Source organism: Carnobacterium divergens DSM 20623 (assembly GCF_000744255.1).
Taxonomy (GTDB): domain Bacteria; phylum Bacillota; class Bacilli; order Lactobacillales; family Carnobacteriaceae; genus Carnobacterium; species Carnobacterium divergens.
Map to the genome: position 1 here is coordinate 369364 of NZ_JQLO01000001.1, position 23979 is coordinate 393342.

Sequence of the window (23979 nt, forward strand, 5' to 3'; positions counted from 1 at the left end):
GTAATAAAAATAAGAGAAAAGAGGGATTTGATGATTACAGCTAAAAATATTGGCTACTGGTATGATAAGGGAGCTACACCGTTATATCAACATGTTAATTTGACATTCGATCAAGGCGTTCTTTATAGTATTTTAGGGAGTAGTGGTTCAGGAAAAACAACTTTTTTATCGTTGATATCTGGCTTAGATAAACCCAAAGAAGGCGAAATTCTCTATGAAGGAAAGGCCATCAATAAAATGGGATTAACCAATTTCCGCAATCAAAAAGTATCGATTGTTTTTCAAGCCTATAATTTATTGCCTTATATGACAGCACTAGAAAATATAGTGACAGCAATGGAAATTACAAAATCTAAGGAAGGTAATAAGAAAAATTATGCATTGGAAATGCTGAAAAGAGTGGGAATTGATGAAGCTTTAGCGAAAAAAAATGTGATGCATTTATCAGGGGGGCAACAGCAACGGATTGCGATTGTGCGGGCGATGTGTTGTGACACAAAATTTATTGTAGCGGATGAACCAACTGGAAACTTAGATGAAGAAACATCAAGAGACATTATCCGATTGTTTCAAGAGTTAGCCCACAAAGAAAATAAATGCATTATATTGGTCACTCATGAGCAAGAAGTTGCAAAGGAAAGTGATGTTTGCATTCAATTAAAAAACAAACAATTTAGCATTATTTAATTGTGGAAGCAAAAGGACAGTTTGTCTGTTCTTTTGCTTTTTTTATACATAGAAGTAAAATAAGTTTAATTTTATTTTTCTTATCCAATTCTCATTTAACCGAAATAAAGATAGTGTAAACTAAATAGGTCTATCTGGCAACAAAGCTAGGGAGTTTAAGGAAGAAGGAGTGAATGGAATGACTTTTAAGTCAAAGCTACCAAAAGATTTATGGATTGTAGCGGTAGGAATGGTTTTATTGTACACGGGCTTGTCTTTTATTTGGCCCTTTAATATGATTTACATGACACAAAATTTGGGTATGTCTGATACAGCAGCTGGCCAAGTATTGTTGGTGAATTCGGGAATTGGTATTATTGGAAGTATTATTGGAGGAATCATTTTTGATCGCCTATCAGGTTATATTTCACTAGCAATTGGAACGGGGATTTTAGTAATCACAACAGGTTCTTTGTTTTTATTCCATGGTTCGCCTGCTTTTATTTATAATATATGGGCTATTAGTATTGCGATGGGAATGGTTTTTGCAGGTCTTTATACAGCGGCTGGCTTAACTCATCCTACTGGAGGACGTACAGGTTTTAATACGATTTATGTGGCTCAAAATGTTGGAGTTGCTGTTGGACCCTTTTTAGCTGGAATATTAGCAAAAAAGGGATTGGAAAATGTATACACAGGTTCCTTTGTTTTTGCAATTATTTACGCATTATTTTTTGTTTGCTATTTTAGAAAAATTGATTGGAAATCAGAAAAGGTTATAGGGGAAACGAAACACCACACTGTAGATGGAAAACGTGAAAAAGCGACTAAAATTGGCTTATTGTCCTTTTCATTGCTACTGGCAACTTATCTTTTTTGTCAGTTGCCTCATGTGCAGTGGCAGTCAAATTTATCGACATATATGACGCATGTAAAAGGCGTAAGCAATGCTCAGTATGGGAATTTATGGAGTATCAATGGTTCTTTAATTTTATTAGGGCAAGTGGTCATTATTCCTTTAGTTGCTAGATTTAAAGAAAAATTAAGTCTGCAAATTTATATTGGAATCGGCTTATTTGCATGTTCATTCTTATTTGCAATGAATGCGACGGACTATTCAGGCTTCTTACTTGGAATGATTTTACTAACATTAGGTGAAATGTTTGCCTGGCCTGCTATTCCAACAATTGCGTACCAATTAGCACCAGCTGGTCAAGCAGGACTTTACCAAGGCTTAGTCAATGGAACAGCAACTGCTGCCAGAATGTTAGCTCCTATTTTAGGGGCAATTGTTGTCACGTCTTTTGGCGGAATAACAAGTTTGTTTATTTGTATTTTTGTACTATTGGTATTGGCTGTAGTCAGTTTAGTTTTTCAACAACGAACACAAAAATGTGTCAAATAAAAAAATCTCCCGAGGGAGATTTTTTTATTTGAGTTTCAATTTGGTTGTGACATAGTTTATCCATTTATCGAAATAGGCAATAGCAAAGGCTATCCAAGCAAATCCTAGTGCAAATCCACCAAGTACATCAGAAGGAAAATGAACGCCAACATAGATACGACTAATGCCAACTGAAAGAATCAGGAAAGCTGCTATTAGAGCAATTATCCATTTAATACTCGTTCGTCGAATACTGATGATTAAAAGAAATGCGATACTTGAAAATAAAATCATTGAACCCATCGAATGGCCACTTGGAAAACTAAAACCGCCTTGTTCAACTAAATGTTTAATGGTTGGGCGAGGGCGTCTAAAAATTTGTTTAACGGTGAAATTTAAGAGACCAGATCCAATTGCTAAATTTAACACCAGCCAACTAGGATAAGAAATGCTTTTCTTGTAGATTGCCCATCCAATAATAAAAATAAGCGCAACCCCAATGATAGAGGTCGTATTTCCAAGTGTAGTGATTGAAATAAAATAAGCGGATTTGCTATTTGTAATCGGATCACGGATAAGCTGTGTAATGCTTTGATCAAATTGATGTAACCAAGGAGCATTTCTTGCGACTCCAATAGCCATACTTAAAAAGATAGCAAAGGACAGGAGGCTTAAGGAAAGCCAAATAGTTGTGTTCGATTGTTTGTTTGTAGTCATAAAAAACTCCTTATGTTTAAAAATTAAAAAAGAACTCTTTAAAAAGAGTTCTTCTTTAGTTTAACGGAAAAGTGCTCAATTGTCTAAAAATCTTTGTCTGAGTCCATCATATGATCCATATCCATATCATCCATATGGTTTGAATCGTGCATGTCATTCATTGTTGAATCATCAGAATCCTGTTCTTGTTCTACTTGAATATTCCCAGCATTTGTTTTCAATTTAATTTGATTTTTACCTTCTCCAAAACGAGCGTTGGGTTCATTTTTTCTAAAAATTGTTAAATCTCCTAAATCAAGGTAGCTCTGAATGACGGCATCTGTAGGAAGTGTTGCTGTTTCGATGGAAATGTCCCCAAAATTTGTTTGGAAATCAAGGGCTTGATCGATTTTTTTATTTGATAAATCAATGTCCCCAGCATTTGTTTTAGCGCTGATTTTACCCGTTACTTGATTTAGGGAAACATCTCCAGCAGAAGCGTCGACTGTTGTTGTTTTTCCAATCAGGCGAGAAAGGGAAATTTCTCCTGCATTGGTTTTGATGTTAGTATCTTCAATAACAGAATTCGCAAGGGAAATAGTCCCAAAATTATTTACTGCATTTAGCGTTTTTGTTTTTAAGTTAGTCAAGTTGATATCCCCAGCGTTGCTCTTAACCGATAAGGAATCGCCGTTGAATGATTCAGTTGAAATAGTGCCAAATTTAGTATTGATTTCAGTATTTTTTATATTTTTTGGTAAATAAACGGTTGCGTTTTTAGTATCAAAGTCAAAGAATAAACGTACTTTTTGACGATTGATTGAAGGTTCTTTTAAATCAATTTTTAATTCATTGTTACTTTCGGTCGTTTTGATTTCAAATTTATTTGCAACCGGACTTTTTCCATTGATTTCAACGTGAACCTGTTGATCAGCAGATTCTAAGACTTGAATATTTAAGCTATCGCCTGAAACAATCACCGTTTTATTTTCATTAACTGGGATGTCTTTTTTTAGATTTAGCGTTGAAAGTTTTTGCGCTTTAGGATAGGTGATCGTACTTGCAAATCCACCTACAACAATTAAGCTGATTCCTGTAAAGACTAATGTTTTAATTAATTTAGTTTTCATGATTTGTACCTCCAAAAACAACATAAATGTTCCAAAGAACATATCGTTTCATCAATTTAGCAAATAAGAGGGTTAGGGGATAACCCAGTGCAATTAATAGCAATCCGACACCACAAAAAACAATTGTAAGGGCGAATTGAAAAAGTGCAATAGTTGAAAAAGCTGTAATTAACATATAAATACCCGCTAGAGGCAATAAACTAAATGTGATGGCTACAAGCCAGCCAGCAAAAAGAATACCTAGAACTGTAAGGACGGGAGCTAATACAAAAATGAGATTAAAGAAAAGTAAGCCAGTTCCTTTTATGAGGCGTTTGAAAAGACCATCGTGATTTTCCTTTGGTAAATAGTGATTTTCTTGATAAATTGGGTTTGCTTCAAAGGCAACCCAATCACCTTGGCTAAATTCAGGGCCTTTTGCTTTAGGTTCTACACCATACATAGCCAAAATTTCTTTGGCAATTTGTTTAGGATTTCCTAGTTCTTTAGCAATTTGTTCTTCTGATTTTCCTTGAGCTAAGCCGTTTTCAAAGTGTTCAACGTAGTCGCTCATTACGTCTTGACGGTCGTTTTCTGATAAGTCACGTAGACTTAGTTTTAATTCAATCATAAAATGTTCTTTATTCATGGTTCAAGTCATCTCCTAATTCAATAATAGTTTCAACACTATCTGCAAAGTGCTGCCAATCAATTAACTGTTTTTCTAGATAAGTAATGCCTAAATCAGTGAGATGGTAGTATTTCCGACTAGGACCTTCATTAGATTCTTGAAGATAAGTCGTGCATATACCATCGGTTGTCAATTTTCGTAATAAGGGGTAGATCGTCCCTTCAGATATTTCAATATGTTGAGAAATCGTTTCGACTAGTTCGTATCCGTAACAATCTTTCTTTTTCAATAGAACAAGTACACATAAACCTAAAACTCCTTTTTTAAATTGAGTGTTCATTTTTTCACCTGCCAACCATCGTAATTTCTAAATTAACTATAACGGCTACTACTATCTATTACAAGGTAGTAAGCTAAAAACAAGACTAAAGTATGAGGTGGAGTTGGACTTGAAATGTAGAAGCATCTCCAACTTAGAAACCGATTTCAAATAAATCATGAAAAAGACAAACTTTCTTATCAATTACTTAATAACTGTTTGGTAAAGTAAGGACAGATAAGGAAAGGGCGTGTAAATATGTTACTTGATGATAGCAATTTAATCAATGAAATTGGTTGTGCACAAATTAAAGAAGTGGCATTTCCAACTATTACAATTGAAACTGAAGATGGACAATTACTTAAAATAAATGTAACGAAAAAACAAAAAAGAGATCCTATTTTTTGGAAATCAATTAAAGATATTTGGCAAGCAGGAATTTGGATTCCTTTTAATAAGAAGCTTTCACACTTACTTGATAATGATTGGTTAGTTGAACCAGCAATGGCTTAAATACTTAATAAAGAAAAAAAGCTCCTCATTTTAATGAGGAGCTTTTTTAGTGTGTTTTATTAAAAGGAATGTTACGAAACGATGTCGTTTATTAAGAATTTAAAGAATTGACGTTATTTCTTTAAAAAAATTTAAAAGAACGATATAATGTACAGAGTACTTATTGAATTTATAAAAATAATCCATGTCTAATTAAAAAAAGAAAAGTTAAAAACATACATCAAGCAAGAAAAAAGGGAGGTTGTTTACTTTGGAAACAACAAGAAAAGAGCGTATTTCAGGCGAGAAAAGTATCAAAAAACAAGAGCAATTTAAAGAGAACAGCGTAGTCGTAAAAAAAGGGATGGCTTTTGTTAGTACTACTTTAGTTATGGGTACGTTAGCTTTACCGACTTTTTCAGCAGTTGCAAGTGCAAATGAATTGGCAGGAAACAGTCAAAAAACAATCGAAAGCAACTTAAATAACGGTACAGATTCTGTTACGGAAGTTCAAGTGCCAGCTGTAGAGTCAACAAATACAGATACTTCATCAGTAGATACAGCCAATTCAGATTCAGCAACAAGTAGCGATTCTTCTGAAGGTACTTCGACTGAAACACCTGATTCTTCTCAAGTAACAGATTCTTCAGCAACACCTGATGCTAGTGAAGAACCAATTTCAAAAGAGGAAGTAAAAGAAGCCGATATTACGGAAGTTCAAGCGCCAGTTGCAAACTATGCGGCGGCAGAAACAATGATGATGGCTCGCAGTATGGCTCCACAATCATTTATTGCTTCAATTGCAGCTTCAGCAACTCAAATTGCAAATGAAAATGATTTATACGCATCTGTTATGATTGCACAAGCTATTTTAGAAAGTGCTTGGGGTGGAAGTGCCTTAGCATCAGCGCCAAACTACAACTTATTTGGTATCAAAGGGAATTATAATGGTCAATCAGTAGCAATGAAAACATTGGAAGACGATGGTCATGGCAATTATTATGAAATTATCGATTATTTTAGAAAATACCCATCTTACCACCAATCTTTACAAGATTATGCACAAGTAATTAAAGGTGGACCAAGCTGGAATCATAATTATTACTCTGGTGCTTGGAAGAGCAACACTTCTTCTTACCGTGATGCAACAGCTTGGTTACAAGGACGTTATGCAACAGATACATCTTACGCTTCAAAATTGAATCGTGTTATTGAATCAAATAATCTAACTCAATACGATACAGGCAGTACAGGAGGCGGAACAACAAACCCTGGAACTGGTGGCAACGAAAATACAGGCGGAAATGGCAATACGGGTGGTAATACAGGCGGTTCAAATGAAAATACTCAAACGTATGTCGTTAAGTCAGGGGATACATTATGGGGAATTGCCAATCAATTTGGCTTAACTGTTGCGAATCTAAAAGCAATGAATAATTTAAGTTCAGACACTATTTTTGTTGGACAACAATTAAAAGTCAAAGGTGGTTCAACAACTACTCCAGTGCCAGATCCAACACCAACACCAGACCCAACGCCAGATCCTGGCAATAGCTCAGTCTATACAGTAAAATCAGGTGATTCATTATGGGAAATTGCCAATAAAAATCGTGTATCGGTAGCAAACTTAAAAGCATGGAACAATTTATCTAGTGATATGATTTTTGTAGGACAAAAATTAACCATTAAAGGTGGTACAGTAACTCCGCCAACAACACCTCCAACCGGAAATACCGGTAATAATAATGGCAATACAGGTTCAACAACAGGAACGTATACAGTAGTAAGTGGCGATTCACTATGGGCAATTGCGAATAAAAATGGCGTATCTGTAGCGAATTTAAAAGCGTGGAATAACTTAACAACCGATACGATTTTTGTTGGACAAAAATTAACTATTAAAGGTGGCACAACCACTGCACCAACAAATCCAACAACACCGCCAGCAGGGAACTCGAATAGTGGCTCAACAACAAGTGGAACGTATACAGTAGTAAGTGGCGATTCATTATGGGCAATTGCGAATAAAAACGGCGTATCCGTGGCAAACTTAAAAGCGTGGAATAAGTTAACAACTGATACGATTTTTGTTGGTCAAAAATTAACTATTAAAGGTGGCACAACCACTGCACCAACAAATCCAACAACACCGCCAGCAGGGAACTCGAATAGTGGCTCAACAACAAGTGGAACGTATACAGTAGTAAGTGGCGATTCATTATGGGCAATTGCGAATAAAAACGGCGTATCCGTGGCAAACTTAAAAGCGTGGAATAACTTAACAACCGATACGATTTTTGTTGGTCAAAAACTAACAATCAAAGGCGGTACAACAAATAATTCAAGTCAACCATCGACAAATAACAATCAATCTAAAACGTATAAAGTCGTAAGTGGCGATTCGTTATGGGCGATTGCCAATAAAAATGGTGTATCCGTAGCAAATTTAAAAGCGTGGAATAACTTAACAAGTGATACAATTTTTGTAGGACAAACGTTAAAAATGAACTAAAAAAATTGAAACAGCATCCTAATCATTAGGGTGCTGTTTTTTTTGATAAAATAACAAATTTATTGTTGACAGCGTTTTCTGTTTCTGATAAGATGACTGTAGTTAATAAATGAAAACGATTTCTTGTGACTATTTAATTAGGCAAGGAAAAAGAGATGAGCACTCAAGTTCATTCCTTTTTCCTTGCCTAATTTTTTTGTTCAATTGAACTAAAAAGGGGGAACGGCAAGTAAGTGAAACGCTGTAGTTAAAAATAAATGTTCTGGAGGAATTAGGATGAAGAAAGAAAACTTAGGAAAACGATATGGCATCGGATTTTCTTATATAGCAATGACTCTTATATTATTTGTTTTATTTTGGGGATTGAGTTTTACTGGAATCGGAGCTTTTACTGGAATTTATGGTGCGTTTAAGATGATTTTCCCACTAGTAGTTGCGATATCGATTGCAGCTGGGATTGGCTTTGATCATAGTGGAGCTTCTGCTTTGGCTGGAGCAGTAGGATATTTGGTTTTTGGAGCATCCTTTTCTGTTTTAATTGATCCTAAAATTCCTTTTTTAGTAACAACTCCAATTAAATTATTTGGTTCAATGGGTTCAGATCAATTCTTCTTTATTCTTTGTGGGTTCATGATGGGAATTGTAGCAGGTGCTTTGTACAATAAATTTTACAATATTAAATTGCCAGAATGGTTAGCCTTTTTTGGCGGACGTCGTTTCGTTCCCATTATTACAAGTATTGTTGCTTTATTTATCGGCTCATTTATTGCCAATGTCATTATTCCGCATTTATAAGAATTAGGGGAGGAAAACGATCATGTTAAATCAAATGCAAAAAATTGGGAAAGCATTAATGCTTCCAATCGCAGTGTTACCTGCTGCTGGGTTGTTAAATCGACTTGGTGCAGCAGATGTGTTAAATGTACCGTTTATGAATGCCGGTGGAAATTCAATTTTCACTTATCTTTCGTTAATGTTCGCAATGGGAATTGCCATTGGATTGTCAAAAGACAATAGCGGGATTGCGGCTCTTGGAGGCGCATTGATTTATTTCGTATTGAACTTTGGTGTTATTGGCGTTAATGAAAACATCAATATGGGTGTTTTCGCTGGTTTTATCGCAGGTCTGATGTCTCCACTGATTTACAACCGTGTGTATGACAAGTATGAAGGTTCGCCTTACTTCAACGGTCGTCATATCGCGTTATTATTGAATGTGATTGCAGCGCTTTTATTAGTCGCTATTTTTGGCCTGATTTGGCCAACGGTTCAAAACGGATTAGACCACATCAACAGCTTTATCGTTGGTGCAGGTGCTTTAGGAGCAGGTGTCTTTGAATTTGCTAACCGTATGTTAATTCCAACAGGCTTGCATCATGTATTAAATTCATACTTGTGGTTTGCCTATGGTTCATTCCCAGACGCTGCAACAGGTGTCATGGCGAATGGCGATATCAACCGTTTCTTTGCGGGAGACCCAACAGCTGGAGCTTTCCAAGTAGGATTCTTCCCAATTATGATGTTCGGCTTACCAGCTGCTGCAATGGCAATGGTGGCTGCAGCTAAACCGAACAAACGTAAAGCAACTTTTGGAATGATGTTATCGGTTGCTGTTACAGCCTTTTTAACAGGTATTACAGAACCGCTTGAGTTTTCATTTATGTTTGTTGCTTTTCCGTTGTATGTAGTTCACGCAGTTTTAGCTGGAATCGCTGGATTTGTAACGAATTTATTAGGCATTAAAATGGGCTTCACGTTCAGTGCAGGGGCGATTGATTATGCGTTAAACTTTGGTCTAGGTACAAAAGCTTGGATGTTGATTCCAATCGGCTTCGTTTTTGCAGTTGTGTACTTTGTGATTTTTTACTTCTCTATTCTTAAATTTGATATTAAAACACCCGGTCGTGAAGACGATGAGGATGAAGCAGATTTAGCAGCAGAAGTTCCAAATGCAGGCGTTCAAACAGCAGTGGCGGGGTTAGGTGCTTCTGAAAATGATGTGGCTCCAACAGGAGATAAATACGACATTATGGCAGCTAAGTATATTACAGCACTTGGCGGACCTGATAATTTCACAAGTATCGACAATTGTACGACTCGTTTGCGTTTACAAATGAAAGATACAAGTATTGTGAACGAGCAAGCGTTGAAAAAAGCAGGAGCACGTGGTGTTGTGAAAATCAACGAAACAGCTGTTCAGGTTATTGTTGGAACCGATGTTGAGTTTATTGCAGATAAATTAAAAAATGAATTGCATAAATAATTTTTTTAGAGGACTTTTTATAAAAAAAGTTCTCTTTTTTTGATTTTTAAGGAGTATTAGGACAAATTTGTGAAATTGTCCGTTTAAAAGAAAACGGTTTCAGTGTATAGTAATGGTAGAACAATAAAACAAGGTGTTTGGAGGTGTTAAATGCTTTTGTAAATGGATTTTTAACTTTTAAGGAAGAAGTAGAAGTAGCGTTTTAAAAATAGGAAAATGAAAAAAACAGGTGATAAAAAGATTTTATTTCACAAACTTATTACCAAAGGATAAGGCATCCTATTTTCTATTTTAAGAATTTAATGATACGATAAATTTATAAATGTAATCGTTTTCTTTAGAGAAGAATTACAAAGAAGGAGTGTGTTTAGAATGGAAGGTTTTTACGGAGAATTGATAGGTACAATGGTATTGATTATTTTTGGAAGCGGTGTCGTTGCAGGGAATGTGTTAGTCAAAGCAAAATCATTTAACATGGGTTGGGTTGGAATTACGATTGCTTGGGCAATTGGGGTAACACTTGGAGTTTATGTAGTTGCTGGAAATAGTCAGGCTCATTTAAATCCTGCAGTGACCTTAGCCTTTGCAGTTATTGGTGCTTTTCCATGGGCAGAAGTACCCGGTTATATTGCCGGTCAGTTGATTGGAGCATTTTTAGGAGCCATTATTGTTTATTTAGTTTATTTGAAACATTGGAAAGCAACTGAAAGTAAAGGGGATAAATTAGCCGTATTTTCAACTGGCCCAGCGATTCGCAGTCCGTTTGCTAATATGATGACAGAAGCGTTAGGCACTTTTGTTTTAACGTTTGGTTTACTTGCAATTGGAGCAAATGAAATTACAGTTGGATTAAACCCAATCATCGTTGGACTATTGATTCTAGGTATTGGATTAGCTCTTGGGGGACCAACGGGTTATGCGATTAATCCAGCACGTGATTTGATGCCACGGATTGCACATGCAGTATTGCCAATTTCAGGTAAAGGCGATTCTGATTGGAGTTATGCTTGGGTACCCGTAGTTGGACCGATTGTCGGTGGGATTTTGGGAGCGATTTTCTATCACTTTATCTATTTAGAAATTTCTATGATTGGATTAATTATTTTTATTGTAGTATTATTCGGCCTAGTCGTAGCTACAAAACAGAAAGACTAATGAATTTTAAGGGAGTGTTGACGGATGGAAAAAAAATATGTCTTAGCAATTGATCAAGGAACAACGAGTACACGAGCAATTTTATTTAATAAAAAAGGGGAAATCGTGCATACATCGCAACGTGAATTTACACAATATTTTCCACAACCAGGCTGGGTGGAACATGATGCGAATGAAATTTGGGTAACGACTTTAGCTGTAATTGCTGGCGTGTTAATTGAGTCTGATACGCGTCCAACACAAATTGATTCAATTGGAATTACCAATCAACGTGAAACGACTGTTGTTTGGGATAAAAATACAGGAATGCCGATTTATCATGCGTTAGTTTGGCAATCAAGACAAACAAGTGATATTGCCAATGATTTGATCAAAGCAGGACATACAGATTTAGTTAAAAGTAAAACAGGATTAAGAGTAGATGCCTATTTTTCAGGAACAAAAGTTAAATGGCTTTTAGACAATGTTGAAGGTGCAAGAAGTCGTGCTGAAAAAGGCGAGCTATTATTTGGAACAATTGATACATGGTTGATTTGGAAATTAACAGGCAATCAGGTTCACGTTACAGATTATACCAATGCGTCAAGAACGATGATGTTCAATATTCATGACTTAAAATGGGACGATGAATTATTAGAATTGCTAGAGATTCCAAAAAGCATGCTCCCAGAAGTTCGCTCTTCTTCTGAAGTTTATGGAAAAACGGTTGAATACCATATGTTTGGTCAACAAGTTCCGATTGCTGGAATTGCAGGAGATCAACAAGCAGCGCTATTTGGTCAAAACTGTTTTGAAAAAGGCATGATTAAAAACACCTATGGAACAGGTTGCTTTATTTTAATGAATACAGGTGAAGAAGCGATTAATTCGGATAACGGCTTAATTACAACGATTGCTTACGGAATTGATGGAAAAGTCAATTATGCTCTAGAAGGAAGTGTCTTCGTTGCAGGGTCTGCCGTTCAATGGTTACGTGACGGGTTAAGAATGTTTACCGATGCTAGTGAAACGGAAGACTATGCGGTTCGCGCTGGGTCAACTGGAGGCGTTTATATGGTTCCTGCATTTGTGGGTCTTGGTGCACCTCATTGGGATACAGATGCTCGTGGTGCTGTGTTTGGTTTAACCCGTGGAACAACCAAGGAATCCTTTATTCGTGCAACGCTAGAATCAATTGCCTATCAATCAAAAGATGTAATGGAAACAATGATTAAAGATTCTAATATTCCGATTACGGAAATGCGGGTAGACGGTGGCGCTGCAAAAAATAATTTCTTAATGCAATTCCAAAGTGACATTTTAAATATTGAAATCAAACGTCCAGAAGTAAACGAAACTACTGCTCTTGGAGCTGCTTATCTAGCTGGTTTAGCAACCGGCTTCTGGAAGAGCATTGATGATATTAAAGCAAACTGGCTTCTTGATAAATCATATAAGCCTGAAATGAAAGAAAAAGAACGTAAAGAATTGTACCAAGGTTGGGAAAAAGCAGTTGCTGCAACAAGAAGTTTTAAAATAAAAGAATAAACCGTTCGTCTAAATTAAAGGGAGTGTTTAAATGATGGAATTTTCATACCAAACAAGAAGCGATAATTTAAAAAAAATGCAGTCAGAACCATTAGATTTACTTGTAGTAGGTGGCGGGATTACCGGATCTGGGATTACATTAGATGCTCGAACACGTGGGCTAAATGTGGGTGTCTTAGAAATGGGAGATTTTGCTTCTGGTACTTCAAGTCGTTCCACTAAATTAGTTCATGGTGGATTACGTTATCTAAAACAGTTTGAAATCAAAGTTGTGCAGGAAGTTGGACAAGAACGAGCAATTGTTTATGAAAATGCTCCTCACGTAACAACGCCATTATGGATGGTATTGCCTTTCTATAAAGGTGGAACATTTGGCTCCTTTACAACGGCAATTGGTCTTGAAATGTACGATCATTTAGCAAAGGTAAAAAAATCTGAACGTCGTTACATGTTGAAACCACTCAGAGCGTTAGAAAAAGAACCTTATTTGAAAAAAGAAGGGTTGAAAGGCGCCGGCGTTTACGTTGAATATCGGACGGATGATGCTCGCTTAACCGTTGAAGTAATGAAAAAAGCAGCTGAAGAAGGAGCGATGATTGCCAATTACGTTAAAGTAGAAAAATTTGTTTATGATTTAGATGGAAAAGTTAAAGGTGTGGCTTTCCGAGATTTAATAAGTGGAGAAACGGGTACTATTTATGCTAAAAAAATTGTCAATGCAGCAGGTCCTTGGGTCGATAAATTAAGAGAATTGGATCACTCAAAAAAAGGAAAAACAATGCACTTAACAAAAGGGGTTCATTTAGTTATTGATCAAGCAAAATTTCCAATTAGTAATGCGATTTATTTTGATACGCCATTTGATGACAATCGAATGATGTTTGCGATTCCTCGTGAAGGGAAAACCTATATTGGGACAACTGACACCAATTATAAAGGCAATCCAAAAGAGCCTGGTGTAACGTTAGAAGACGTTCATTATATTTTAAATGCAGCCAACCAAATGTTTGATATTCCTAAAATTGAAGTAGAGGATGTGGAGTCAAGTTGGTCGGGTGTGCGTCCACTGATTCATGAAGAAGGAAAAGACCCTTCAGAAATTTCTAGAAAAGATGAAATATTCCATTCAGATAGTGGCTTGTTCACCATTGCAGGTGGGAAATTAACAGGCTATCGTAAAATGTCTGAAAAAGTAGTCGATCAAGTTGTCTTAGAATTAGCAGTTGAAACAGGCATAAATTACCAACCAACTAAAACAGAACGATTGCTTTTATCTGGTGGTAACGTAGGTGGCGGGGATAACTTTGAGAACTTTGTAGTTGAAAAAACGCAAGTCGGCATGATGCTTGGATTGTCTAAAGAGGATGCTGAGAATTTAGTTCATCGTTATGGTTCCAACGTAGATACGGTTTATGGTTATTTAAAAACAAGTCAAGAGAGTTCGTTAGACCCAGTAGATTACAGTATGCTCCATTATGGATTAGAGCACGAAATGGTGATAACACCAGTGGATTATCTCTTAAGAAGAAGCAGCCAAATGTTGTTTAATATTCATCATGCTAAAAAAATTAGCCAACAAGTAATTGATGAAATGTCCTCATATTATCAATGGGATGAGGCTGTAAAAGAAGCACATTCAAAAGAAGTGGAAGAACAATTTAAACTCCACACTGAATTTTCAAGTTAAATGTAAAAACACCACTAGTTGATCAAAACTAGGGGTGTTTTATTATTTATTTAAACTGATTTTAATGTCTTCCATGCTTCGATTAGGGCGTTTAAAGACTACTAATTTACTAGTGAAATAATTGATTAAAGAAGCGATGATGTTTGCAATTAATTTTGCTAATACTTCATTGAAGCCCAATAATGAAAAGAACAACCACATTGTTCCCGTATCTGCAATACCTGAAACGACACGAAATCCAACAAAACGACCTGCTTCAATCAGGGTTTCAGGAAGTGGTTTTGCAAGGCGTTTAAAAACAAATTTACGGTTTGTATAGTACCCAAAGAGCACGGTAATAAACCAAACAATAAAATTAATTACTAAATAATGAATAGGTAAAATACGAATGAAAAGTTCATAAAGGCCAATGTTTAGCCCAGTGCCAATCAATCCCCAAAAGAAATAGCGTAAAAATTCATGATACTCTTCTCGTAAAGAACGGATTTTTGCTCTCAGTCTAATCACTCCTTTAACGTGTCATGTCTTATTAATAACAACATTAAGTATTATACTCTTTTTGCATCCTAAAATAAACCAGAATTGATTTAAACGGCTTATTTTAAGAAAAAGATTGTTTTTTTCTTAAAATAATTTAAACTAGAGAAGGAGTTTTTAGGAAAGCAATGAAGGAGAAGATAAAATGAAGAGCTTTTGGCAACAATATAAGTCATCGATGCTTTTATTAGCAGGGTTGATTTTGGGTGGAATCGTAGGCGTTGTATTTGGTGAAAAAGCAACAGTACTACAGCCCTTTGGAGATGTGTTTTTAAATATTATGTTCGTGATGCTCGTACCACTCGTATTTTTTAGTATCTCATCGGCAATTGCAAATATGAATGGCATGAAGCGTTTAGGAAAAATTATGCTAAGTACGCTACTGGTCTTTTTTTCAACAGCATTGGTAGCATCAATTGTTGGATACATTGGTATTTCTGTTTTTAATCCAGTTAAGGGAATTGATGTGGAAAGTGTGAAAGCTTTAATGGGGGCACCTGGAGATGCTGAAAAAATCACGATTGGTGAGCGAATTGTCAATATGTTTACTGTTTCAGATTTTCACTTGCTTCTATCTAAGTCAAGTATGCTGCCGTTGATTGTTTTTTCAATCTTATTTGGCACAGCAACGTCAATGGCTGGCAAACAAGGTGAGGCGGTTGTAACTTTTTTAAATTCAGCAAATAGTGTGATGATGAAAATGGTTCAACTGATTATGTATTATGCACCGATTGGTTTAGGCTGTTACTTTGCTTCAGTTATTGGAACTTTAGGAGCTAAAATAATTGGCGGGTACGCTCGTAGTTTTGTGTTGTATCTAGTTATTGCAGTTCTTTATTATATTGTTTTCTTTACGCTATATGCTTTTATAGCAGGTGGCAAAGCAGGAGTGAAAATTTATTGGAAAAACATTGCAACGCCTTCAATTACAGCCATTGCGACTTGTTCTAGTGCAGCTTGTATTCCTGTTAATTTAGAGTATTCTAAAAAAATGGGTGTTACACCTGATATTGCAGAGACGGTGATCCCCTTAGGTGCAAATACTCATAAAGACGGTTCCGTTATCGGCGGTGTATTAAAAATTGCCTTTTTATATGGTATTTTTGGCAAAGAAATGACGTCACCTAGTGCGATGTTGACCATTATTTTAGGAGCTTTTCTTGTAGGAGCTGTTATGGGGTCAATTCCAGGTGGCGGAATGATTGCTGAAATGTTGATTGTGAATCTTTTTGGATTTCCGCTAGAAGCAGTTCCAGTAATTGTAATCATCAGTACGATTATTGATGTACCAGCAACGTTATTAAATTCTTCTGGAAATAATGTATCTGCAATGTTGGTTACTCGAATTGTGGAAGGGAAAAATTGGTTGAAGGATTATCTTAAAGCTAATCCAGTTTAGAAAAATTGTTAGCAAGAGAAATTGATTTCTCTTGCTAATTTTTTTGTTTTACGATTCTAAGAGGACAGTTGAAAAGTGCGGTGGAATTTGTTAAAATGATTGTATTATTATAGAAAAGACAATGATAAGGAATAGTAGTAAGGAAACTTTGATAGAGAGTGCATGGGTGGTGGAAATGCATAAAGAAGAATTATGAACTCGCCTTTTGAGTCGCTTTACTGAACTAGGAGTAAGTAAGGTCGTAGCACCTGCGTTAAGGGTATGAGGAGTCTAGAAAGCGATGCTTATTTTAGCGTGTTTTTTAGAAAACATAGGTGGTACCACGAATTTGATTTTATTTATTCGTCCTGTGAATGCGAAGCAACGAAAATTTTGTTTTGGATTTACAGGACGATTTTTTATTGTTTCAAAAAAATAACAAGTAAGCATAAGGGAAAGGGAGTCGAAGGTAAATGAGTTTTAACCACAAGACAATTGAAAAAAAATGGCAAAAATATTGGGCAAGTCACAATAGCTTTAACACAACAGAAGACCCAACTAAAGAAAATTTTTATGCGTTAGATATGTTCCCGTACCCATCTGGTCAAGGACTTCATGTCGGACATCCTGAAGGGTATACGGCAACTGATATCTTAGCTAGAATGAAACGTTCACAAGGGTATAATGTTCTTCATCCAATGGGATGGGATGCTTTTGGTTTGCCAGCAGAGCAATACGCATTAGATACAGGAAACGATCCTGCTGAATTTACAGCTCACAATATTGAAACGTTCCGTCGTCAAATCAATTCATTAGGCTTTAGCTATGATTGGAATCGCGAAATCAACACAACGGACCCTCATTATTATAAATGGACACAATGGATTTTTACAAAATTATATGAAAAAGGCTTAGCTTATGAAGCTGAAATTGCCGTTAACTGGTGCCCTGCTCTTGGAACCGTTTTGGCAAATGAAGAAGTCATTGACGGGAAAAGTGAACGTGGTGGATTTCCTGTTTACCGTAAACCGATGAAACAATGGATGCTTAAAATCACGGCATACGCTGAGCGTTTACTAGATGATTTAGAGCTTGTAGACTGGCCTGAAAGCATTAAAGACATGCAACGTAATTGGATTGGAAAATCTGTCGGAGCGAATGTGGAATTTACAGTCAAAGGAACTGATAAGACCTTTACAATATTTACAACACGTCCTGATACACTTTTTGGTGCAACGTATACGGTTTTGGCCCCTGAGCTAGAGTTAGTCAAAGAGATCACAACGCCAGAACAAATGTCAGCAGTAGAAGCTTATATTGAAGAAGTAAGCTTGAAAACAGATTTAGACCGTACCGATTTAGCTAAAGGGAAGACCGGTGTTTTTACCGGAGCGTATGCAATCAATCCTGTAAACGGAAAAGAAATTCCTATTTGGATTGCGGACTATGTACTTTCAACTTATGGAACGGGTGCTATCATGGCGGTTCCTGCTCACGATGAACGTGATTATGAATTTGCTAAAACCTTTGATATTGAAATCTTACCAGTTATTGAAGGCGGCGATATTGAAAATGAGCCGTATACTGGAGATGGTCCACATATTAATTCAGATTTCCTAAATGGAATGGATAAGGCTACGGCAATTGAGAAGATGAACCTATGGTTGGAAGACAACGACTTTGGTAAAAAAGAAACAACGTATCGTTTACGCGACTGGCTATTTTCTCGTCAACGTTATTGGGGAGAGCCAATTCCTGTTATTCATTGGGAAGATGGTACAACCACGACTTTACCAGAAGAAGAGTTGCCACTTCTATTGCCTAAAACCACTGAGATTAAACCAAGCGGAACAGGAGAATCACCACTTGCGAACATTTCAGAATGGGTAAACGTGGTTGATCCTAAAACAGGTATGAAAGGTCGTCGTGAAACCAATACAATGCCACAATGGGCAGGTAGTTCTTGGTACTTCTTACGTTTTATCGATCCACATAATAAAAACGAATTAGCAAGCTTTGAAAAACTAGAAAAATGGTTGCCTGTTGATATCTATATTGGAGGGGCAGAGCATGCTGTTCTCCATCTATTGTATGCTCGTTTCTGGCACAAATTCTTGTATGATATTGGGGTAGTTCCAACAAAAGAACCTTTCCAAAAATTGTACAATCAAGGCATGATTTTAGGCGGCAATAATGAGAAAATGTCTAAATCAAAAGGCAATGTAGTCAATCCTGATGATGTTGTTGAAAAATATGGCGCAGACACCTTGCGTATGTACGAAATGTTCATGGGACCTCTTGATGCATCGATTGCATGGAATGAAAATGGTCTTGAAGGCAGTCGTAAATTCCTTGACCGTGTATGGCGCATGCTAGTGGATGAAGATGGCAAACTACGGGATCGCATTACAACATTCAATGATGGCGCACTTGATCGAGTGTATCATCAAACCGTTAAAAAAGTAACGGAAGACTTTGAAGCATTACGCTTTAATACCGCAATTTCACAAATGATGGTATTTGTAAATGAAGCGTATAAAACAGATGCACTTCCATTTAATTATATCGAAGGATTTGTTCAATTATTAGCACCAATTGCGCCTCACATGGCTGAAGAACTTTGGGAGAAATTAGGTCATAAAGAAAGCTTAACGTATGCAGTTTGGCCAACTTTTGACGAAAAATTCTTAGTAGAAGATGAAATTGAAGTGATTTTCCAAGTAAATGGTAAATTAAAAGCGAAAGCCATTGTTGCAAAAGACGTTCAAAAAGCTGAGATGGAAGAAATTGCCTTAGCTGATGAAACCGTTAAAGAAGCTATTGCTGGAAAAACAATTCGTAAAGTAGTTGTTGTACCAGGTAAACTGGTAAATATTGTAGCCAATTAATATTAAAAAGAAGGCTCATATATAGAAACAACGAGTAAAATCATACAATGATTTTACTCGTTGTTTTTTTAGGGTTCGTTCAAAATAGTTCGACAGTCTGAGTAAGGTTGCAGGATGCTTTCTTTCTGATTAAAAAAAAGATACAATAAAAACAAAACGACGATTACTGACTGGGGAGTGAGTTATTTTGGATAAATTATTTGCAGCTGTTGATGATTATTTTATTGAAAAGTTGGTGGGGCAAGACCCAATTTTTGAACAAATTCTCGCCAATAATAAGCAACATCAATTGCCACCACACGATGTATCACCTTCACAGGGGAAATTTCTTTACCTCCTAACAAAAATAAAAAGAGCTAAACGCATTTTAGAAATAGGAACGCTTGGAGGTTACAGCACTCTTTGGTTTGCTCGAGGGCTAGAAGAGGATGGAGAAATAATCACTCTTGAATCTAATGAAAAACATGCGGAAGTTGCCAAAGAAAATCTAGCGCTTGCTGGCGTATCTGATAAAGTAACAATTCTAGTCGGAGCAGCTACCGATAGTTTAGAAAAATTAGTACAAGATCAAACACCAGCTTTTGATCTAATCTTTATTGATGCGGATAAGGAAAATAACTCAGCTTATTTAGATTATGCCTTACAATTAGCTACTGAAGGAACAATTATTATCGGAGATAACGTTGTCCGAGGTGGAGCGGTTCTTGATTCAACCAGTAAAGATGGAAGCGTGCAGGGAGTACGCTCATTTGTTGAAGATTTAGCAGACAATTCTGCGCTAAGTTCTACTGCATTGGAGACAGTTGGGGTTAAAGGTTACGATGGATTCACTATAAGTATTGTTGAAAAATAAGCGGGTTATGAAAAAGGACTTAATCGAAGGGTGACATACAAATAAAGTCAAGGAACAAGAGGTTGCGCTCTTTCATTCCTTGACTTCTTTGTATCTAATTATGCTTTTCGATTAAACCAGCGACTTTTTGCCTCAGTTTCTAAATCTTGTTCTGTTTTTTTAGCATCAGCGACTTCTTTTTCAACATCTTCCGTATTTAAACGTACGATTTGACCACCTAATTTTTGGAAAACTAAGTCATTGATGTAACGATTGTCTTCTTCGTCAGCAATTAAGATGACTCCAGTATCGCCTTCATGAATGACGTCAACAGTGTGCTCAAAAACAGAAAGCGCCTCTGTGACTTCCTTAGCGTCCTGCATTGAACCAATCACACTTCCAGTAAACCAACCAAGTAAAACGCCTAAGGGACCAGCTAAAACGCCCACCAGCATCCCGATTAGTCCACCTTTCATATTTTTATCAGCGCCATTAAAATCTAAAAATTGTTTTGGTTCTAATTGATGATTTGGTAAGTGTTCTAAGATCGCCATTTGTTCGCCTTTAATTTTCTTTTCCAAATGTAGCTGTTTTATTTCTAAAAAGGCTTGATACGATTTACTTTCAGAATCAAAATTCATAATAACAACATGATTACTCATTTTAGTCACACTCCAATTCATTTTTAAGTACATGTTTAGTATACCGTAAAGTTGAGTTAAAAGGCTATTAGAACCCTTTAGGAAATCCAACTTTTGACGGATGATTTTTTATGAATCCTTCGATATAATAAATGAAGTTATCTTTTATATAAGAATCCAAAAAAATTCTCAAAATAAAGAACAAACATTAGAAATTATTAACTTTTATCGTGTAAGATAAACGAAGCATAGTAAAAGAGAGGGGGCTGAAACGGTGGAACTAAAAACTGATTTAAAAGGACTTTCAATGAAAGAAGTAAAAGAAAAAATAGCGCAGGGTGCCAATAATCAGCCGCAAAAACCTCTAACCAAAAGTGTAGGCAAGATTTTCTTTGATAATATCTGTACCTTATTTAATGGCATTAATTTAGTAATGGCAGGACTTATTTTGACAACCGGTAGCTATAAAAACTTATTGTTTTTAGGTGTGATTTTTGCAAATACAAGCATTGGTATTTATCAAGAAATCAGAGCTAAGCACAGTATCGACAAGCTCTCTTTGCTAAATAAAGCAAAAGTAACCGTTGTTCGAGAGGGCGATTTTGTAGACATTGAGCAAGAGGAGCTTGTGACAAATGATTTGGTAATGATTCGTCGTGGGGAACAGATTTGTGTAGATGGTATTGTAATTGCTACAAATGGTTTTGAAGTAGATGAATCACAGTTAACAGGGGAATCGGATGCTATCAAAAAAACAGTAGGGGATTCAATTTTATCAGGGAGTTATGTAACTGGCGGCAACGGGTATGTAGAAGCCCTTAAAATAGGACAGGATAGCTATGTAAATCAGCTTTCAATTGAAGCTAAAAAAGAAAAAAATAGTACCAGTGAATTGATGCGAACGTTAAACCGTCTTGTAAAAGGGTTAACCTTTGCGATTTTACCCATTGGGTTGTTGTTATTTTTTTCAGGCTATTTAGGCGGGTTAGCTATTTCAAAAGCAATCTTAGGAACAACGGCTGCTATTATTGGCATGATTCCAGAAGGATTAATCTTAATTACTTCTATTGCGTTAGCGGTAGGAATCGTCAATCTGACGAAGAAAAAAGTTTTAGTGAAAACAATGGGATCAATTGAAACGTTAGCAAGAGTGGATTTACTTTGTTTGGATAAAACCGGAACATTAACAAATGGTGAATTGACAGTAAGCGAATTTATCGTGGCTAATGGGGTTCAATTAGATCAGTTAAAAGCGGCTATCGGTGCGTTGGTTAAAGGATTAGAAGATGACAATCCAACAAGCATGGCGCTTCAAAAAGCTGTTGATAAAAATGAAGAATGGAAATTAATTGAAAGTGTTCCATTTTCTTCGGCTCGTAAGTGGAGTGGCGCAACATTTGATACAAATAAAACTTATGTGATGGGTGCCCCGGAGTATGTATTTTCAACGTTATCAAAAGCAGACCAGCATAGTGTAAATCAAGCAAGTGAAATGGGCAAAAGAGTATTGGCTATTGCCAGTAGCTCGATGGGGTTTGTCAACCATCAGTTACCAGAGCAGCTAAGTTTATTAGGATTTGTTTACATGGAAGATACGATTCGAGCTGAAGCTCCTGCAACTTTAAAGTATTTTAACCAACAAGGAGTGGCCATTCGTATTATTTCAGGAGACAATCCTAAAACAGTGGCTCATATAGCAGAACGAGTTGGTGTAGAGGATGCAAAACAAGCAATTGATATGAGTCAAGTAGACAAAGAAGCAGATTTAACTGAAATTATAGCCAAGTATCGGGTTTTTGGTCGTGTGAGTCCAACGCAGAAAAGGGAGTTGATTCAAGCGATGCAAAAAGCAGGACATACTGTTGGCATGACTGGCGATGGTGTGAATGATATTTTAGCGTTAAAAACAGCAGACTGCGGCATTGCGATGGCTGAAGGAAGTACGGCGGCTAAAAGTGTTTCTGATTTTGTATTGCTTGATTCTAATTTTGATTCATTAGTTGGTGTTGTAATGGAAGGAAGACGAGTGGTAAATAACATTCAACGAGTAGCGTCACTTTATTTAACGAAGACTGTTTATTCGGCAATTTTGGCGGTGTTGTTTATTTTTATGAATCAAGCTTATCCGTTTCAGCCAATCCAATTGAGTCCAATTAATGCTTTAACAGTAGGTATTCCCTCGTTCTTTTTAGCCCTACGACCAAACTATGCACAAATTAAAGGAGGCTTCTTTAAAAATGTCATGAAGCCGGCATTGACAGCCGGAATTCTTGTTGTTCTGTATATTTGTATGATTTTAGTGATGGGAACTATTTGGCATTTAGACTATTCAATTACTTCGACGTTAAGCGTCTTATTGACGGGAATGGTTTGTTTCACATCTTTGATCTATGTAGCCAATCCGTTAAGCAAAAAAGTAATTGGTTTAATCAGTAGTTTAATCGTAGTCTTTTTGCTGATTTTCTTCTTTTTTGGGAATTTCTTCTCGTTAGTAAGTATTTTTAATAAGGAGATTTTAGTTTTTGCAGTTCCTTTAATTGTCACCGTTGTTCCGATGTATCATTTTATTCGAAAGCTGATTTTAAAAGCAATTCATTAAAAAATAGAAAAAAACGACTTTCTTTGATGAATAATCAAAGAAAGTCGTTTTTTTTTGTAAATACAGTTAAATGAATCAGTTTTTCATAAAAGTATAAAAAAAAAGAAAAAATAAGATTGTTATTTTTAATTTTTATTAAAAAGAATTATAATGTTGATTTAATAGTTTGTCTCTTGTTTTTTCGTTAATTATAATAAAGGTTTATTTGTTATTTTATTTAAAAGTGATAAAAACACACTTTTTATTATTTGTTAAAAGAGATATAATTATTGTATTCGTGGCTAATCTAAAAAGAATGCTTGCGAATAATTATAAATAGAAGGAGAGTCACATAATGTCACAAATCAGATTATCACCAGAAGAATTACGTACATCCGCACAAAAATACACACAAGGTTCAGATGAGATTGATTCATTATTAAGCAACCTAAAAAGCGAACAAGAAAATATCACTCAAAACTGGGGTGGTAGTGCTTCTGAAAAATTCAGCCAACAATTTACTGAATTATCAGGAAAAGTAACAGAATTCTCACAATTGTTACGTGATATCAACCGTCAGTTGAATGAAGTTGCAACAGCAGTTGAAGAAACAGATAGAGAAATTGCAAGCAAAATTGGTTTTCAATAATTAAGAATAACTCGTTAAGTAGGCGGGAGGGTATT

General features: G+C 36.1%; 20 protein-coding genes and 1 other annotated feature. Of the genes, 14 read left to right on the forward strand and 6 right to left on the reverse strand.

The window, feature by feature from the left end; translation table 11 throughout:
- The first annotated feature begins 30 nt into the window (after positions 1 to 30).
- Together BR52_RS01890 and BR52_RS01895 are read left to right on the forward strand one after the other, a co-directional pair.
- Positions 31 to 687, forward strand: a complete 657-nt coding sequence (locus BR52_RS01890) for an ABC transporter ATP-binding protein (protein WP_034568621.1) — start codon at positions 31 to 33, stop codon at positions 685 to 687.
- A 178-nt stretch (positions 688 to 865) separates the two neighbouring features.
- Positions 866 to 2071: an MDR family MFS transporter gene (locus BR52_RS01895; RefSeq protein WP_034568623.1), complete on the forward strand. Its 1206-nt coding sequence runs from the start codon at positions 866 to 868 to the stop codon at positions 2069 to 2071.
- Between the two features lie 24 nt (positions 2072 to 2095).
- On the opposite strand, the gene BR52_RS01900 is transcribed toward BR52_RS01895, so the two are convergent.
- The 4 genes from BR52_RS01900 to BR52_RS01915 all read right to left on the reverse strand — a co-directional run bounded on the left by BR52_RS01900 (position 2096) and on the right by BR52_RS01915 (position 4826).
- On the reverse strand, positions 2096 to 2767 hold the full coding sequence (locus BR52_RS01900; protein WP_034568625.1) for a phosphatase PAP2 family protein: 672 nt from the start codon (positions 2765 to 2767) through the stop codon (positions 2096 to 2098).
- A gap of 83 nt (positions 2768 to 2850) precedes the next feature.
- The gene (locus tag BR52_RS01905) at positions 2851 to 3876 is read right to left on the reverse strand and encodes a DUF4097 family beta strand repeat-containing protein (RefSeq protein ID WP_051915603.1); all 1026 of its coding nucleotides are present in this window, start codon (positions 3874 to 3876) and stop codon (positions 2851 to 2853) included.
- The gene (locus BR52_RS01910) at positions 3866 to 4504 is read right to left on the reverse strand and encodes a DUF1700 domain-containing protein (protein WP_034568626.1); all 639 of its coding nucleotides are present in this window, start codon (positions 4502 to 4504) and stop codon (positions 3866 to 3868) included. Before BR52_RS01910 ends, BR52_RS01905 begins: the two co-directional genes overlap by 11 nt.
- Complete coding sequence (locus BR52_RS01915) at positions 4497 to 4826, reverse strand: PadR family transcriptional regulator (protein WP_034573384.1); 330 nt, start codon at positions 4824 to 4826, stop codon at positions 4497 to 4499. Before BR52_RS01915 ends, BR52_RS01910 begins: the two co-directional genes overlap by 8 nt.
- A gap of 237 nt (positions 4827 to 5063) precedes the next feature.
- On the opposite strand from BR52_RS01915, the gene BR52_RS01920 reads away from it, so the two are divergent.
- The 7 genes from BR52_RS01920 to BR52_RS01950 all read left to right on the forward strand — a co-directional run bounded on the left by BR52_RS01920 (position 5064) and on the right by BR52_RS01950 (position 14441).
- The gene (locus BR52_RS01920; RefSeq protein WP_034568628.1) at positions 5064 to 5318 is read left to right on the forward strand and encodes a hypothetical protein; all 255 of its coding nucleotides are present in this window, start codon (positions 5064 to 5066) and stop codon (positions 5316 to 5318) included.
- Between the two features lie 250 nt (positions 5319 to 5568).
- Entirely contained in the window at positions 5569 to 7809 is a 2241-nt protein-coding gene (locus tag BR52_RS01925) for a LysM peptidoglycan-binding domain-containing protein (RefSeq protein ID WP_034568630.1), read from the forward strand.
- Between the two features lie 276 nt (positions 7810 to 8085).
- Positions 8086 to 8604: a PTS transporter subunit EIIC gene (locus tag BR52_RS01930; protein ID WP_034568632.1), complete on the forward strand. Its 519-nt coding sequence runs from the start codon at positions 8086 to 8088 to the stop codon at positions 8602 to 8604.
- A gap of 22 nt (positions 8605 to 8626) precedes the next feature.
- Positions 8627 to 10072 (forward strand): PTS transporter subunit EIIC, encoded by a 1446-nt coding sequence (locus BR52_RS01935; RefSeq protein WP_034568634.1) that lies wholly within the window; start codon positions 8627 to 8629, stop codon positions 10070 to 10072.
- Between the two features lie 372 nt (positions 10073 to 10444).
- Positions 10445 to 11227, forward strand: coding sequence for an MIP/aquaporin family protein (locus tag BR52_RS01940; protein WP_034568636.1), 783 nt, complete (start codon positions 10445 to 10447; stop codon positions 11225 to 11227).
- Positions 11228 to 11251: 24 nt separating this feature from the next.
- A complete protein-coding gene (glpK, locus tag BR52_RS01945; protein ID WP_034568638.1) occupies positions 11252 to 12754 on the forward strand; it encodes a glycerol kinase GlpK in 1503 nt (500 codons plus the stop codon).
- Between the two features lie 31 nt (positions 12755 to 12785).
- On the forward strand, positions 12786 to 14441 hold the full coding sequence (locus tag BR52_RS01950; RefSeq protein ID WP_034568640.1) for a glycerol-3-phosphate dehydrogenase/oxidase: 1656 nt from the start codon (positions 12786 to 12788) through the stop codon (positions 14439 to 14441).
- Between the two features lie 42 nt (positions 14442 to 14483).
- Here BR52_RS01950 and BR52_RS01955 read toward each other — a convergent pair whose 3' ends face one another.
- The gene (locus tag BR52_RS01955; RefSeq protein WP_236707210.1) at positions 14484 to 14948 is read right to left on the reverse strand and encodes a GtrA family protein; all 465 of its coding nucleotides are present in this window, start codon (positions 14946 to 14948) and stop codon (positions 14484 to 14486) included.
- 175 nt (positions 14949 to 15123) lie between these two features.
- On the opposite strand from BR52_RS01955, the gene BR52_RS01960 reads away from it, so the two are divergent.
- The 3 genes from BR52_RS01960 (at position 15124) to BR52_RS01970 (ending at position 20097) form a co-directional block, all read left to right on the forward strand.
- Positions 15124 to 16377 (forward strand): dicarboxylate/amino acid:cation symporter, encoded by a 1254-nt coding sequence (locus BR52_RS01960; protein WP_034568642.1) that lies wholly within the window; start codon positions 15124 to 15126, stop codon positions 16375 to 16377.
- A gap of 112 nt (positions 16378 to 16489) precedes the next feature.
- Positions 16490 to 16730, forward strand: a binding site (T-box leader).
- A gap of 99 nt (positions 16731 to 16829) precedes the next feature.
- Positions 16830 to 19244, forward strand: a complete 2415-nt coding sequence (gene leuS, locus BR52_RS01965; protein ID WP_034568644.1) for a leucine--tRNA ligase — start codon at positions 16830 to 16832, stop codon at positions 19242 to 19244.
- A gap of 187 nt (positions 19245 to 19431) precedes the next feature.
- Entirely contained in the window at positions 19432 to 20097 is a 666-nt protein-coding gene (locus BR52_RS01970) for an O-methyltransferase (RefSeq protein ID WP_034568646.1), read from the forward strand.
- A gap of 98 nt (positions 20098 to 20195) precedes the next feature.
- On the opposite strand, the gene BR52_RS01975 is transcribed toward BR52_RS01970, so the two are convergent.
- Positions 20196 to 20738: a DUF1269 domain-containing protein gene (locus tag BR52_RS01975; RefSeq protein WP_034568647.1), complete on the reverse strand. Its 543-nt coding sequence runs from the start codon at positions 20736 to 20738 to the stop codon at positions 20196 to 20198.
- Positions 20739 to 20991: 253 nt separating this feature from the next.
- Here BR52_RS01975 and BR52_RS01980 point away from each other — a divergent pair, with 253 nt between their 5' ends.
- On the forward strand, positions 20992 to 23316 hold the full coding sequence (locus tag BR52_RS01980) for an HAD-IC family P-type ATPase (protein ID WP_034568649.1): 2325 nt from the start codon (positions 20992 to 20994) through the stop codon (positions 23314 to 23316).
- A 334-nt stretch (positions 23317 to 23650) separates the two neighbouring features.
- Positions 23651 to 23944 carry a WXG100 family type VII secretion target gene (locus BR52_RS01985; RefSeq protein ID WP_034568651.1) on the forward strand — a complete coding sequence of 98 codons (294 nt, stop codon included), beginning with the start codon at positions 23651 to 23653 and terminating at the stop codon, positions 23942 to 23944.
- Positions 23945 to 23979: the final 35 nt, after the last annotated feature.